Origin of the sequence: Pseudomonas solani (genome assembly GCF_026072635.1) — a bacterium.
Lineage (GTDB): Bacteria > Pseudomonadota > Gammaproteobacteria > Pseudomonadales > Pseudomonadaceae > Metapseudomonas > Metapseudomonas solani.
Map to the genome: position 1 here is coordinate 5,360,783 of NZ_AP023081.1, position 15,434 is coordinate 5,376,216.

The 15,434-nt window shown below is 68.9% G+C and carries 5 protein-coding genes and 2 pseudogenes; 1 reads left to right on the forward strand and 6 read right to left on the reverse strand.

Annotated elements, in window-relative coordinates:
- Positions 1–41 precede the first annotated feature (41 nt).
- The 6 genes and pseudogenes from PSm6_RS30745 to pvdM all read right to left on the reverse strand — a co-directional run.
- A pseudogene (locus tag PSm6_RS30745) lies at positions 42–3,221 on the reverse strand (amino acid adenylation domain-containing protein); the annotation flags it as partial.
- Positions 3,222–7,865: pseudogene (locus PSm6_RS30750) on the reverse strand (amino acid adenylation domain-containing protein); the annotation flags it as partial.
- Positions 7,866–8,009: 144 nt separating this feature from the next.
- Positions 8,010–9,662 carry a cyclic peptide export ABC transporter gene (locus PSm6_RS24375; protein WP_265168469.1) on the reverse strand — a complete coding sequence of 551 codons (1,653 nt, stop codon included), beginning with the start codon at positions 9,660–9,662 and terminating at the stop codon, positions 8,010–8,012.
- A 108-nt stretch (positions 9,663–9,770) separates the two neighbouring features.
- Complete coding sequence (gene pvdO / locus PSm6_RS24380; RefSeq protein WP_265168470.1) at positions 9,771–10,625, reverse strand: dihydropyoverdine dehydrogenase; 855 nt, start codon at positions 10,623–10,625, stop codon at positions 9,771–9,773.
- Positions 10,626–10,651: 26 nt separating this feature from the next.
- Positions 10,652–11,941 carry a pyoverdine-tailoring periplasmic protein PvdN gene (pvdN, locus tag PSm6_RS24385; protein ID WP_265168471.1) on the reverse strand — a complete coding sequence of 430 codons (1,290 nt, stop codon included), beginning with the start codon at positions 11,939–11,941 and terminating at the stop codon, positions 10,652–10,654.
- On the reverse strand, positions 11,941–13,314 hold the full coding sequence (gene pvdM / locus PSm6_RS24390) for a pyoverdine-tailoring dipeptidase-like protein PvdM (protein WP_265168472.1): 1,374 nt from the start codon (positions 13,312–13,314) through the stop codon (positions 11,941–11,943). Before pvdM ends, pvdN begins: the two co-directional genes overlap by 1 nt.
- Positions 13,315–13,487: 173 nt before the next feature.
- Between pvdM and pvdP the strand changes: the two genes are divergently transcribed.
- The gene (pvdP, locus tag PSm6_RS24395) at positions 13,488–15,119 is read left to right on the forward strand and encodes a pyoverdine maturation tyrosinase PvdP (RefSeq protein ID WP_265168473.1); all 1,632 of its coding nucleotides are present in this window, start codon (positions 13,488–13,490) and stop codon (positions 15,117–15,119) included.
- Positions 15,120–15,434: the final 315 nt, after the last annotated feature.

The window sequence follows — 15,434 nt, forward strand, 5'->3', positions numbered from 1 at the left end:
TCACTCAGGTCAGAATCGGTGGTGGGGGTCTGCTGGGCGGCGAGCTGGCCGGCGAAATCCTCGAAGATCGCGCTTTCGAACAGGCTGGCCAGGGGCGCCTCGATCTTCAGTTCCAGATGGACTCGGGAAATCACCTGGGTGGCCAGCAGCGAGTTGCCGCCCAGGGCGAAGAAGTTGTCGTCCTGGCCGACCTGCTCGATGCCCAGCACGGCGCGCCAGATGGCGGCGACGCCTTCCTGCAGGGCGCCTTCCGGTGCCCGGTGCAGGTGCGCGGCGCTGCGCAGTTCCAGGGTCGCCAGCACCTTGCGGTCGAGCTTGCCGTTGGCATTGCGCGGCATCTGCTCAAGCACCTGGTACAGCGGCGGCACCATGTAGGCGGGCAGCTGGCTCTTGAGGAAGGCGCGCAGGCGCTCGACATCCTCGGTCAGCGCCGCGGCGCCTTCGTGCAGGGTGAGGAAGGCCACCAGCTGCTTGCCGCGCCCGCTGTCGCAGACCAGCACCGCCGCTTCGCGGATGCCGGGGAACTGGGCGATGCGGGCTTCGATCTCGCCGGGCTCGATACGGAAGCCGTGGATCTTCACCTGGTGGTCGACGCGGCCGATGTACTCGAGGGCGTGGTCGTCCTTGCGCCGGCGGGCCAGGTCGCCGGTGCGGTAGAGGCGTTCGCCGGGTACCAGGGCGAAAGGGTTGGGTACGAACTGCAGGGCAGTGCGCACGGGGTCGGCGCAGTAGCCCCGGCCCACGCCGATGCCGGCCACGCAGATTTCGCCGGTGGCGCCGTCCGGCACCAGGGTCAGGCAGTCGTCCAGCAGGTACAGGCGGTTGTTGTCGGTGGGGTGGCCGATGGGCACCTGGCGGCGCTGGGCGGACTCGGGCGTCAGGGTCCAGAACGCCACGTCGTCCGAGCACTCGGCGGGGCCGTAGGCGTTGACCATGGGAATGTCCGGGTAGCGGCGCAGCCAGGCCGCGGCCGTCTCGGCCGGCAGGGCCTCGCCCGTGGGCAGCAGCCAGCGCAGGTCGGGCAGGGCCTGGAGCGGCTCCTCGAGCATCGCCTGGATCAGCGCCGGGACGATTTCCAGCACGGAGATGCGCTGCGCCCTGGTCTGCTCCAGCAGCACGCCGGGGTGGCGGGAAACGGCGTCGGGGAAGATCCGCACCTGGGCGCCGTACAGCGGCGCGGTGAGGAACTGCCACACGGAGATGTCGAACGCCTGGGAGGCGGTCTGGGCAATGATGTCGTGCTCGTCCAGGTGCAGGTATGGCACCTTGCTCAGCTGGTTGTTGAGCATGCCGGCCTGCTCGACCATCACGCCCTTGGGCTGCCCGGTGGAGCCCGAGGTGAAGATCACATAGGCCAGGTGGCGCGGTCCGCTGTGGATGCCGGGGCGGCGCTGATCATCGGCGCCCGCTGGCAGCTCTTCCCAGACCACCAGGCGGATGTCCCGCGCGGCGCCGGCGATCAGCGCCTCGGCCCGCTGGCGGTGGGCAGCCGTGCACACCAGGGCGGGGGCGCCGCTGCGTTGCAGGATGCCGCTGAGGCGTTCGTCCGGGTGGCTCGGGTCGAGGGGCAGGTAGCCGGCGCCGGCCTTGAAGGTGCCGATCATCATGCCCAGCAGTTCGAGGTCGCGGTCGGCCAGCAGCGCGACGGCCTGGTCGGCCACCACGCCCTCGGCGATGAGCCGGTGGCCGAGGCGGTTGGCGTGCTGGTCCAGCTCGCGGTAGCTCCAGCTGCGTGCCTCGCAGGTGGCGGCCACCCGCTCGGGGTGCTGGTCGACACGGGCTTCGAACTGGGCCACGTAGGGCGTCATCAGGTCGTGCCCGACCTCGGTGCGGTTGTGCCGCAGGGTCTGTTCGTCGAGATCGTCGCCGGCCTCCAGCAGCGCTTCGAGCGGGCCCTCCAGCGAGCCGGCGAGGCCGACCAGGAAGCTGCGGAAGCGCCCGAGCAGCGCGTCCATGGTCGGCCGGTCGAAGTAGCGCGTGTCATAGGACAGGTGCAGGCCCATCTGCTCGCCCGGGTAGATGACGGCGGTGATCGGGTAGTTGGTGTGGGTGCGCGAGGATTCGGCGGCCACCCCGAGGTTCTTCGCGTCCTCGCCGACCGAGTCGTCCAGGGGCGCGTTCTCGTAGACGAACAGGGTGTCGAACAGCGACAGGCCCGCTTGCAGCTCGCTGCACGCCTGGATCTTCACCAACGGCAGGTAGTCGTACTCGCGCATCGCCACGTTGCTGGCGAGGATGCCCTGCAGCCACTCCAGCACGCCGGTGCCCAGGTGCGGCGCGGGAATGCCGACGCGCAGGGGCACGCTGTTGATGAACAGGCCCACGGTGCTCTGCATTTCCGGGATGTGCGCCGGGCGGCCGGATACGGTCACGCCGAAGACGATGTCGCGGGCCCGCGAGTGGTGGTGCAGGGCGAGGGCCCAGGCCGCCTGGACGAAGGTGTTCAGGGTCAGGCGGTGCTGGGTGGCACGCTCCTGCAGCAGGCGGCTTTCGTCGAGGGTCAGCCAGGTGTAGTTGTCGTCGATGGCCGAATGGGTGGCGTGATCGCCAGCCGGCGGGCGGTCCATGGGCAGGGCGGTGGGTTGCTCGAAACCTTCGAGCTGTCCACGCCAGAAGGCTTCGGCGGTGTCGGGTGCCTGCTGCTGCAGCCACTCGATGAAGTGACGGAAGCGGTACGGCGTCTGCAGGTGTTCCTGACGGCCTTCCAGGCGCGCGTGGTAGATCTCGAAGAAGTCGGCCATCAGCAGCGAGCGGCACCAGGCGTCCAGCAGGATGTGGTGGTTGCTCATGACGAACAGGTGGCTCTGGTCGGGCAGCCGGAACAGGTGGAAGCGGATCGGCGGTGCGCTGGCCAGGTCGAAGCCGGCCTTGCGCTCTGCAGCGAGCAGGGTTTCGATGCGCGCCTTGGCTTCGTCCTCGGGCAGCAGGCTGAGGTCCAGCAGTGCGACATCCACCTCGGGGGCGCGGCGAATCACCTGCATCAGGTCGCCGCCGGTGTTCCACACGAACGAGGCGCGGACCGCTTCATGGCGCTGGATCACCTGGCGCCAGGCGGTGCGGAACTCGGCGTAGTCCAGCGCCTCGCGGATCACATAGCACTCCTGCATGAAGTAGATCCCGGAGTGCTTCTCCAGCAGCGTGTGCACCAGCAGGCCTTCCTGCATCGGCGACAGCGGGTAGATGTCTTCGATGTCGTCCGGGGCGATCTGCAGGGCGTCCAACTGGGCCTGGCTGAGCCTGGCCAGGGGGAAGTCCGAGGGGGTCACCCCGAGGGCGCGGCCGGTGCAGCAGTGCTCGACTATTTGCTCGATCTCGGCCAGGCAGTCGGCGGCCAGGGCTTCGATGGCCTCGCGCTGGAACATCTCGCGGCTGAAGGTCCAGCTGAGGCTGAGGCGGTTGTCGAACACCTGGCCGTTGATGGTCAGCCAGTTGCCCAGGGGCGTTTCTGCGTCACGCTCGTCGCCGGTGGGGCCTTCGCAGGGGGCCAGGAAGGCGCCGGAGGCGTCGTCGAAACTGCCGTCGAACTGGCCCAGGTAATTGAAGGTGATGCGCGGGGTGGGCAGGCCCGCGAGGGTCTGGCGGGTGTCAGGGGTGCCCAGGTAGCGCAGCGCGCCGAAGGCGACGCCATTGTCCTTGACCGCCCGCAGTTGCTCCTTGATGGCCTTGATCGACGCGCCCATGTCCCCCTGCGGCGACAGCTGCACCGGGTACAGGCTGGTGAACCAGCCCACGGTGCGTGTGAGGTCGATGTCGTCGAACAGGTCTTCGCGGCCGTGGCCTTCGAGTTCGACCAGTGTCGAGGCGTCGCCGGTCCAGCGGCATACGGCCCTGGCCAGCGCGGTGAGCAGCAGGTCGTTGATCCGCGTGCGGTAGGCCGCCGGTGCGTTGTTGAGCAGCTTGCTGGTGAGCGCCGGGTCGAGGCCGATGCTGACGGTGTCGGCGTGGCGCGAGCAGAGGCTGGCATCGACCCTGGCACCGGGCAGCGTGGTGCTGCAGCCGCGGCTTGCGAGCCAGGGCTGTTCCTGCCCGGCCTGGGCCGGGGCGTAGGCCTGGAGCCGCTCGCCCCATTGGCGGAAGGAACTGGTCTTGGCGGGCAGCTGGATGGTGCTGCCCTCCCGGGCCTGGCGGTAGGCCGTTTGCAGGTCTTCGAGGAGGATGCGCCAGGACACGCCATCGACCACCAGGTGGTGAATCACCACCAGCAGGCGCTGGCCCGCGTCGGCGCACTCCACCAGCATGGCGCGGAGCAGGGGGCCCTGCGCCAGGTCTAGGCTGCGCTGGGCCTGCTGCGCCAGGGGCTCCAGTTCCGCCAGCGTGGCCAGGGAGCTTCGCCAGAGCAGCTCCGGGTCGTCGTGCAGGTCGCTGTACCGGGCGCTCCAGCCGTTTTCACCTTCGGCGAAGCGCAGGCGCAGGGCGTCGTGGTGGGCGACCAGCGCGTGCAGGGCGCGGGTCAGGACCTCGGGCTCCAGCGGCTGGGCCGGTTGCAGCAGCACCGATTGGTTCCAATGCTGGCGCTCGGGCAGGTCACGTTCGAAGAAGGCGTGCTGCACGGGCAGCAGAGGTGCCTCGCCGGTCGCCGGGCCCTGGTCCGCCAGCAGCGTGGTGTGTTCCAGGGGCTGCGCGACGGTGGCCAGGCCACGGATGGTCTGGTTGTTGAAGATGTCCTTGGGGGTGAAGCGCAGGTCGCGCTGGCGCGCCCGGCTGACCACCTGGATGGAGAGGATCGAGTCGCCACCGAGCTCGAAGAAGTTCTCGTCGATACCGATGCGGTCGCGCTTGAGCACCTCCTGCCAGATGGCGGCGATGCGGCGTTCCAGGTCGTTCTGCGGTGCCTGCCACTGGCGCTGCGGGGCGCTCGCATCGGGGCGCGGCAGCGCGGCACGGTCGAGCTTGCCATTGGGGGTCAGCGGCAAGCGTTCGAGCATCACCCAGTGCGCCGGCACCATGTGTTCGGGAAGCCGTTGCGCCAGGGCCTGCATCAGCTCCGCGCGCAGCGTCTGTTCGTCACCCGGGGTGCCTTCACGGGGGCTCCAGTAGGCCACCAGCTGGCGGCTGGCGGCCATGTCCACGGCGAGCACAGCGGCTTCGTGGACGGGCGGCAGGTGGGCGATGGCCGCTTCGATTTCACCCAGTTCGATGCGCAAGCCACGGATCTTCACCTGGTGGTCGGTGCGCCCGAGGCATTCGAGGAGGCCGTCCTGGCGGTAGCGGGCCAGGTCGCCGGTGCGGTAGAGGCGGCTGCCGGGGAGGCCGAAGGGGTCGGCGACGAAGCGCTCGGCGGTGAGCCCGGGCTGGCCGTGGTAGCCCCGGGCCAGGCCGGCGCCGCCGATGTACAGCTCGCCGCGCACACCGATGGGGCAGGGCTGCAGGTTGGCGTCGAGGACGTAGCCGGTGAGGTTGTCGATGGGGTTGCCGATGGGCGGCGCTGCCGCGTCCTGCCCGGGCTGGTCGCGGTGCAGGGCGATGCTGTGCACGCAGGCGTCGATGGTGCTTTCGGTGGGGCCGTAGAGGTTGACCAGCGTGCCGCTCCACTGCTGGCTGACCTGCTGCAGCAGGGCGTTGTCCAGCGCCTCGCCGCCGAGCAGCAGCATGCGCAGCGAGTCGAGCTGGCCGGCCAGGCTGTGGGGCAGCAGGCCGCGCAGCAGCGAGGGGGCCATCTGCAGGTGGGTGATGCGCCGGTCGGCGACTTCCTGCCACAGCAGCGACAGGTCGTCGGCGAGCGCGGAGGAGCCCAGCACCAGTTGCGCGCCGCCCAGCAGTGGCAGCCAGAACTCCCACACCGAGGCATCGAAGCTGATGGCGGTCTTCTGCAGCACCCGGTCAGCGGCGCCCAGGGGCACCGCGCCCTGCATCCACTGCATGTGGTTGCTCAGGCCGGCATGGCGCACCTGCACACCCTTGGGGCGGCCGGTGGAGCCGGAGGTGTAGATCATGTAGGCGAGCTGGTCGCCTTCCACGGCAGCGTTGAGGGCGTGGTCCGGGCCCTCGCTCCACAGCGGGCTGGTTTCATCCAGCTCCAGGGTCTGCAGCGCCTCGGGGATCGGCAGTTGCCCCTTCAGCCGGGCCTGGGTGAGCAGCACGGCGATGGCGCTGTCTTCGATCATGTACGCCAGCCTGTCGCGCGGGTAGCTGGGGTCCAGCGGCACGTAGGCGCCGCCGGCCTTGAGCACGGCGAGCAGGGCGATGACCAGCTCCGGGCTGCGTGGCAGGGCGATGCCGACGCGCACGTCCGCGCCCACGCCCTGGGCGACCAGGCGGTGCGCCAGGCGGTTGGCCAGGCGGTCCAGTTCGGCGTAGGCGAGGGTGCGCTGTTCGAACAGCACGGCCGGTGCGTCGGGGGTCGCGCTGGCCTGGGCGGCGATGGCCAGGTGCACGGCCTGCAGCGTCGGTGCGGTGACTGCGCCACGGCTCTGTGCGAGGCGCGCCTGCTGCTCTGCGTCGGGCTGGGTGGCCAGCATGCCGAGGGGCAGCTCGGGGTGGTCGAGCAGTTGTTGCAGCAGGTGCTGCCAGTGCCGTGCGATGCGCGCGACGGTGTCGGCGTCGAATGCGCTGGCGCGGTATTCCAGGGTGGCGTGCAGCCCGTGCGGCGAGGATTCGACATCCAGGGACAGGTCGAACTTGGCGTCCTGTTCACCGGCCCCCAGGGCTTCGATGGCCAGGCCGGCGATGGTCGGGGCGGTGGTGCTCGCCTCGCTGACCCGCCAGTTGAACAGCGTCTGGAACAGCGGGCTGCCTTCGGCGCTGCGCTGCAGGTTGAGGCTTTCCAGCAGGTACTCGATGGGGTAGTCGGCGTGGGCCATGGCTGCCAGGGACTGCTGGCGCAACGCCTGGAGGAAGTCCTGCCCGGTCTGCCCGGCATCGAGGCGGGCGCGGTACACCTGGGTGTTGATGAAGCAGCCGATCAGTTCTTGGGTTTCCGCGCGGTTGCGGCCGGCGTTGGGTACGCCGACGGTGAAGTCACTCTGGCCGCTGTAGCGGGCCAGCAGCAGTTGCCAGGCACCTAGCAGGACCACGAAGGGCGAGAGGCTCAGTTCCCGGCAGCGCGCGTGCAGCTGTTGCACCAGGGCGGCGGGCAGGTCGTGGGCCAGTTGCCGCGCGGTGGCCGGGGCGCCGGGCTGCGGCAGCCGGTCCAGGGGCAGCGCGAGCGTGGGAATGTCCGTGCCCAGGTGCTCGCTCCAGTAGCGGTGGGCGTCGTGGAAGGCGGGCGTGCCCGGGTAGACCTCGCGCTGCCAGTGGGCGTAGTCGGCGTACTGGATGGCCGGGCGCGGCAACGGCCGCGGGTCGCCATTGGCGGCCTGGAGATAGGCCTGCACCAGGTCCTGCATGAGGATCGGGTTGGACCAGGCATCGGAGACGATGTGGTGCAGGGTCAGCAGCAGCACGTGCTCCTCGCTGCCCATGCGCAGCAGCATGCAGCGCAGCAGCGGCGCCTGACTCAGGTCGAAGGCGGCCCCGGCCTGTTGCTCCACGCAGCGCGCGAGCATCGCCTGGCGCTCGTCGGCGGTCAGCGCCGAGAGGTCCCGGACCTCCAGTCGCGGCACTGTCGAGGGCACCACCTGCTGGCGGGGTGCGCCGTCGGTTTCCTCGAAGCGGGTACGCAGGATGTCGTGCCGATCCATGACCTTGCCCAGCGCGGCTTCGAGCTGAGCCGGTTGCAACGGGCCACGGATGACGAACGCACGGGGCAGGTTGTAGGCGGAGTCTTGGGGGTCGATCTGCTGCAGCAGCCAGAGGCGTTGCTGGGCGAAAGAAACCTGGCGGGGGCCTTCTTCGGGAAGGCGGCGGATGACGTCGCTCGGCTCGCCCTCGTCGGCGAGAAGAAGGGCCAGCAGGTCGTCATCGGGCAGGGAGGGGAGTTGCGTCATTGTCGATCTCGTCGCCGTCGGCTGAAAACAAACGTTGTCATGAAGACGAAGGCTGGCGAGTGGGATTTAGGCGTCTGGCGACCTTTCCCGGAGGCGGCGAACGAGGGGTGGGCGGGCGCGCCGAGGCGCCCGCCGCTGGCGGGGTCAGGCGAGGGCGGGCTGGTCGCTGACGACCTTGCCGGTCTGCAGGCGGATCAGCTGGTCGGCGATGTCGAAATAGCGGTCGTCGTGGGAGATGACGACGATGGTCTTGCCCATGCGCTTAAGGTCCGGCAGCAGCTCGGTGTAGAAGATGCGGCGGAAGGTCGGGTCCTGGTCTGCCGCCCATTCGTCGAACACCAGCACCGGGCGTTCATCCAGCCAGGCGTTGACCAGGGCCAGGCGCTTGCGTTGCCCGGTGGACAGGTCGGTGGTGGTGAAGCGCCCGTCCTTCACGCGGACCTTGTGGGCGATCTCCAGGCGCTGCAGGTATTGCGTGGCGTCCTGGGGGATGGCGCGGTCTGACGAGAGCACGTCCTCGAAGAGGAAGTAGTCGGCGAACACCGTGGTGAACATCTGCCGGTACTCGTCCAGCCCCTCGGGGGCGACTGCCTGGCCGTTGACCCGTATCTCGCCCTGTTGCGGGCTGTAGAGGCCCAGCAGCAGCTTGATCAGGGTGGTCTTGCCGCAACCGTTCTCGCCGACGATGAAGAGGATCTCGCCGGCGCCGACGTCCAGGTTGATCGGGCCGAGGGTGAACGGGGCGTTGCCATCCACCGCCGGGAAGGCGTAGTGGACGTTGCGCAACTCCAGGCTGTGCAGTGCGGGCGGTGCCTGGGGCGGGGTTTCCAGCAGCAGGTGCGGTTCCGGCGAGGAGAAACGCTCCGAGAGATCGGCGATGCGGCGGAAGGCGATCTGCGCGCGGCCGACGATGGGCAGGTTGCCGATCAGGTTCTCCAGCGGCCCCTTCATGTACAGCAGCACCAGGACGAACCCGCTCATCACCTCGGGGTTGGCGCTCGGCCAGATCGACTGCATGGCCAGGGCCAGGCCGATGACCACGAAGAACAGCATCGAGCCGAAGCTCTTGGCGATCACGAAGATGTTGATCGCACGGATATGGGTCTGGCAGATGAAATCGGCGGTGCCCTGGATGTTGTCCTTGAGCATGCGCTGGCGGCGCGGCCGGTGGATGCGCAGTTCCTTGGCGCCTTCGGAGATCGCCTGGTAGTGCTTCTGCAGGTTGTCCTCGGCGTCGCGGGCGGCATGGAAGCCTTGCAGCCCCTTGCTTTGCGCGACGAACTGCACGGCCGAGCCGATGCCGATGGCCAGCAACGTGAGGGTGAAGATGGGCAGCGACAGCGTCGCCAGGTAGCCCAGGCAGCCGAGCACCACGGTCATGGAGATGGCCAGGGGGGCGAAGGCGAAGGCGAAGTCGCTGATGGTGTCGACGTCGTGGGTCAGCACCGGGATGAGCCGGTGGGTGCGGTAGCGTTCGATCTGTTCGATCGGCGCGGAGAGCACCTTGGCCCCGAGGTCCTTGCGCAGCAGGGCGATGACCCGCTGGCCCACCGAGTTGCTGCCGATGTCGGCGGCGATGCTGGCCAGCAGGGCGACGGCGCAGAGGCCGACGAAGGCCAGCACGACCTGGCTGTCGATGCCGGCCTCGTTGTGCAGGCCCTGGTTGACGGTGGCCAGCAGCGCCGTAACGCTCAGGCCGCCGAGGATGCCGCAGAGGATCGAGGCGAACATGGTCGAGCGGTAAGGCTTGATCAGGCTCAGGAGTTCTCGGGTGGCGCTGCGTGGAGCTGAAGTCATGATCGGCCTCGTTCACCGCATGGGAGGCAGCCCCGTGCATTGGGCGCGGGGCTGTGTAGAGAGAAGACGAGCTGTGGGGGAGCGGATTTAACCCGCACGGTCGCCCACTCAGAGCTCGCGGGCGACGCGAAAGCCCAGCCAGTCGCCACGGGTGGCGGGGTCGCGGTCGTTGCGGTTGCCGGAGCGGGAGAAGATCGGCGCTTCGGAGTAGTCGTTGCCGCGGATCATGCGTGACTCGCAGTTGCCGGCTATCCAGGAGCTGCCGTCGCTGGGGGCGCCCTTGTAGTCATCGTTCTGGCAGTCCGCCACCCATTCGTAGACGTTGCCGTGCATGTCGTAGACGCCGAAGGCGTTGGCCGGGAAGGTGCCCGCCGGGGAGGTGAAGTTGTAGCCGTCGGCGGCGCCGTAGGTGTTGGCGTGCTTGGCGATGCTGTAGTCCTTGCCTTCGTCGAGGGGAAAAGGGAAGGGGCCTTCGCTGCCGGCGCGGGCGGCGTACTCGCGTTCGGATTCGCTGAGCATGCGGTAGTGCTTGCCGGTCTTCTTCGACAGCCAGGCGACATAGGCCCTCACCTCGTCGTAGCTGATGCACACGGCGGGCTGCTCAGGGCCTTGCGGGTAGCTGGGCTTGCCGTTGCTGCACAGGCGCCCGGGGCGGTCGTCGCCGTCGGGGAGGGTGACCTTGGCCTCGCGCTGCCAGGCCTGCAGTTCCTTGGCCAGCACCTGGAACTTGCTGATGGCGAAGGGCTTGGCGAAGGTCACGGTGTGCAGCGGGCCTTCGTCGGGCTGGCGGCCGAGTTCGCTCTCGGGGGCGCCCATGGTGAAGCTGCCGGCGGGCAGCACGACCATTTCGGGGCAGTCCTTGCAGTCCTTGAACAGGCTGCCGGGCGTTTGCGCCTCGGCGGCGAGGGCCGGCGCGGCGGCGAACAGGGTGGCCACCAGGGCCAGGGGCTTGAGTGCATGCATGGCGATTTTCTCGAAGGGCGAAAGGGTCAGGCGAGCTGCGGGGCGAGGATGTCCATCACCCGGTCGATCTCGGCTTCGTCGTTGAGCAGGCTGGGTGCCAGGCGCACCACCGGGCCGACGTCGCGGTCCACGGCGTCGCTGATCACCTTGTTGGCCATCAGGTGGCGGGCCACGGCGTCGCAGTCGCGGCCTTCGACGCGGAAGAAGGTGAAGCCCGAAGACAGCGAGGTGCTGCGTGGCGTGACCAGCTGCACCTTGGCGTGCTCGGCGAGGCGGTCCTTGAGGTAGCTGTTGAGCTGGTGGATGCGCGCCTGGACATCGGCCTTGCCCAGTTCCAGGTGCAACTCGAAGGCCTTGCCCACCGCCAGGCGATGGTCGAAGGCGTGGTAGCCGCCGGGGGTCATCAGGGTGCCGAAGGTCTCGCCCATGGTGAAGGTGGGCACGCTGGGCACCAGGTAGGGCTGCGGTTTTTCCTCGCGGGCGATGATGACGCCGGTGCCGCGCGGGCCGAACAGCCATTTATGGGTGCCGGCGATGAAGTAGTCGCAGTTGAAGTCGGCGAAGTTCAGGTCCTCGACGCCGAAGCCGTGGACGCCATCCACCACGTAGAGGATGCGGTCGGCTTCGTCGCGGCCCTGGTTGGCCTCCTTCACCAGTTGGCCGACCTCACGCGCCGGCAGCTTCACGCCGCTGCCGGATTGCACCCAGGTCATGCCCAGCACGCGGGTCTCGGGGCGGATGGCCTGGCGGATGTTGCCGAGCATTTCGTCCACCGAGGCGCTGTGCGGCTCCTTGAACAACGGCACGCTGCGCACCCGGGTGCCCATCAGTTGCTCGCGGTAGTCCAGGCGGGCGTTGGTGGAGTAGTGCTCGTGGGCGCTGACCAGGATCTCCTTGCCCGGCGCCACCTGCAGGCCGCCGTAGATCATCGACAGGCCGTCGGTGGTGCTGCCGGTGAGGGCGACCTGGCCGGGGCGCACGCCGAAGTAGCGGCCGGCCCAGGCGCGCACGTCGTTCTCGTAGCCCCAGAGTTCCTCGCGGTCCCAGTCCAGCACTTCGCCGGGGTTCTGGTCGAGGCGGGCGCGGAAGTGGGCGATGGCCTCGCGCACCACGCGAGGGTGGGAGGCGAGGAGGAAGTTGCAGAAGTGCAGGTAGGCCGGGTCCAGGTCGAACTGCTGGCGCAGCGCCTGCCATTTGTCCTTGGCGGGGCTGGCTGGCGGCGTGGCGGCCTGGGCGTGGCCGGCGAGGGTGGAGCCCAGGGGCAGGGCGGCGGCGAGCAGGCCGGCGTGCTTGAGGAAGGTACGGCGATCGCTCATCAGCCACGCTCCGCTTGCGGTTGCTGGGCGCTGGCAGCGGCCGGCTTGGCGCGGCGCTGCACCTCTTCCCAGACGCGGAGGAAGTTGCCGCCCCAGAGCTTGGCGATATCGGCGTCGGAGTAGCCACGCAGGATCAGCTCGGCGGTGAGGTTGCGCGACTCGCCGACGTTCATCCAGCCCTCGACGCCGCCGCCGTCGTTGAAGTCGGAAGCGATGCCGACGTGGTCGATGCCGACCTTGCGCACGGTGTAGTCGATGGCGTCCACCAGCTCCTTGACGCTGGCGCGAGGCTCTTCTTCGAGGATGGCGTAGAGCGAACTGGCGTACTCGCCGAAGCGCTGTTCGGGCCAGATGGAGATGATCGCGTCACCCGGCATCAGGGCATTGGCCAGGCCGTCCAGCGGCTGCAGGTCGAAGCGCGCGCGCAGGGCGTTGAGCTTGTCCAGGGTCGGCTTGCTGAGGGGCTTGAGGTAGGCGGGGAAGCCCACCACCTGGATCACGCCGCCGCTGTCCTTGATGGTTTGCAGCTCGCGGTCGCTGAGGTTGCGGGGGATGTCCACCAGCGCGCGCGGCGCCGAGTGAGAGGCGACCATGGGGGCGCGGCTGAGGCGGGCGACGTCTTCCAGGGCCAGGGTGGACATCTGCGACACGTCGATGATCACGCCCAGGTCATTGAGCCGCGCCACCGCCTGTTCGCCCAGGGGCGAGAGGCCGCCGAGGGCGTCGGCGCTGTCGTTGAAGAAGGGCAGCGGGCGCGAGGAGTCGGCCCAGGCGTTGTTGCCTACATAGCTGAAACCGAACATGCGCATGCCGCGTGCGGCCCAGGTGTCCAGCGCGTTGAGGTCTTCGCCCAGTGGGTAGGCGTTGAGCATGCTGATGAAGATGGCGAACTTGCCTTCGCCGTGCAGGCGGCGGAAGTCGGCCGGGGTGTAGGCGATGCCGACCTGGTTGGGGAAGTCGCGCACCATGCCGCTGATGATTTTGTAGCGCAGTTCCTGCTGGTGACGCGCTTCGTCGACGAAGGCGGCGGTGGGGCGGTGGGGGGCGTTGGGGCCGTTCCAGATCTCCGGCCAGCCGAAGAGGGTCAGCGCCGCACCGGAGAGGCGCCCGCGCCCGGCCTTGATCAGGTCGAACTGGCCTTCGCCGTCCTTGTCCGCTTCCTTGCCTTCGGTGCCGAAGTCCATCGGCACGGTGATGTGGCTGTCGAAGGAGAGGATGCGGTCCTGCAGTTCGGCAGCGTGCTTCACCACCTCCTTCGGGTAGCCCTCGGGCTGGCGCTGCACGAAGAAGTACCAGGCCGCGGCTGCGACAAGGGCGAGGAGGAGCGCCAGGGCGACGAGGTAGGGGGCCTTGCTGGAGCGGGTCGTGTTCATTGCCATCCCGTTGATTGCCAGGGTCGTTGCGTTTGCGACGCCCGCCGCTGCGGGGTTCGCCTGTCACGGAGGAACGAGGGTGGCAGCGGGAAATTTAGCGGTGTGGGGGCAGTAAATTTGTATCAGGGCCTCTCGTTCTAGCTGGAGTGGCTGACACGGATACGGATGTGACGATGAGGTTTTCCAGGCGTGGGTTCATGGCGGGGCTGGCGGTGGTCGGGGCGGCAGTGCCTGCGGTGTGGTACGCACGCCAGCCGGTGGACCACGACGACAAGCTGGAGAAGGACCAGGTGGAGGCGCCTGGCGAGGCCAGTGTCGAGGCTGCCGCAGGCGAGGGCGTGAGCCTCAGCGGGAAGCTGCGCGGCATCTGGGACCTGCGCTTCAGCGGCATGGACATTGGCCTGGACGACCTGCCGGTGCAGGGCGTGCAGATGCTCCTCGATATCGGCCCCACCGGGCGCTCCCTGCGCGGCTTCATCGACCTGGGCGAGCGCCTGCGGAGCAGCGAAGAGCCCCGTTACCGGGTGCTGGGCGAACTGGTGGCGGCGGATGCCGGCAAGCTGCGCTGGCGCCTGGTGCCGGTGGGCGAGTCGGCCCCCAGTCATGAGCTGGAGGCGACTCTCGATGAGGTCTGGGGCAGTTGGGGCGATGCCGGGGCGGGAACGCTGACCGGACGCATCCGCCGTATCGACCGGCCGCTGAACATGCCCGAGCCGGACAGCCAGTTCGTCGCCACCAAGCGTGCCTTCCCCGAGGCGCACCAGGTCACCCCGCTGGCACCGGCGCTGATGAGCTGGCTGGTCTCTCCCGAACACCGACTGTTCCACCAGCTCTGGCATGCCACCCGGGACAAATGGCACCGCCTCGACGAGGCCCGCCGCGATGCCCTGCGCGGCGCCGGCTGGCAACCCGGCCCGCGTGACGCCGAACGCGGCGCACGGGGGCGGCGCAAGCACCTCAATGGCTCGGGGGAGGACTTCTTCTTCATGCACCGGCACATGCTCGGTCAGGCGCGCACCCTGCAGCCCGACCTGCCGGACTGGAAGCGCCTGCCGCTGCCGTCGCCCTATGTCGAGCACGATCGCCTGGGGTTCATCCGCTACCAGGAGAACCACGACGGCGACTCGGTGCCGCCGGCCTGGCTGGCGGCCGATGACGAGGAGCTGAGCGAGTGGTTGCGCGGCATCAAGGCCGGCGAGACTTTCTTCAGCAACTTCCAGGTGTGGGAATCCCAGTACCAGGACCCGGACTACCTGAGCCGGCTGACCCTGGCGGAGTTCGGCTCCGAGGTGGAGCTGAACATCCACGACTGGCTGCACATGCGCTGGGCCACGGTCACCCGCGACCCGTCCAACGGCATGCCGGTGGCCGGTGACCGCGACCCGGCCGACTACGCCGCGCGCTGGTTCCGCGCCGAGAACGATTATCTCGGCGACCCGTTTTCCTCCCATGTGAACCCGGTGTTCTGGCGCTTCCACGGCTGGATCGACGCGCGCATCGAGGACTGGTACCGCGCCCACGAGCGCGCCCACCCGGGCGAGGTGCAGCGCCGCGATATCAACGGCGTCTCCTGGTTCGCCCCGGGGCGCTGGGTGGAGGTGCCCGACCCCTGGCTCGGGCCGAGCACCCATGGCTGCGGTGGCATCACCGACGCCGGCGGCGGCATGGGCGAGATGGAGATCGAAGCCATGAAGCTGGCCTTGCGCATCGCTTTCAGTGATGAGGGCGATATCAGCGACCTGCTGCGCCGCACCCCGCGCCGGCCCTGGTATGCGCGCAACCTGAAGTTGCCGGGCAAGGCCTGATCCGGCCTTGGCTCGCGTGTCGGGCATCGCGAATGAATTCGCTCCCACGGGCGATGCTGCGCACCGCTGGGCGAATGAATTCGCCCCTACACAAGCGTGCCGGGATCGGCCTGTGCGCGTGCCTGAATGCCGATCACAAATGAATTCGTTCCCACAGGCAGGGCGTACCCCGGAGCGTAGGGTGGAGGTCGCTTTTTACCTCCACCAGGCGGGGCATCAGGTCGACACCGATGGCGGGTGAGGCGGGATGTAGGTCGGGTGAAACCCGGCGCGTGGTGCATTGCCAATCGCGAATGAATTCGCTCCCACGGGCGA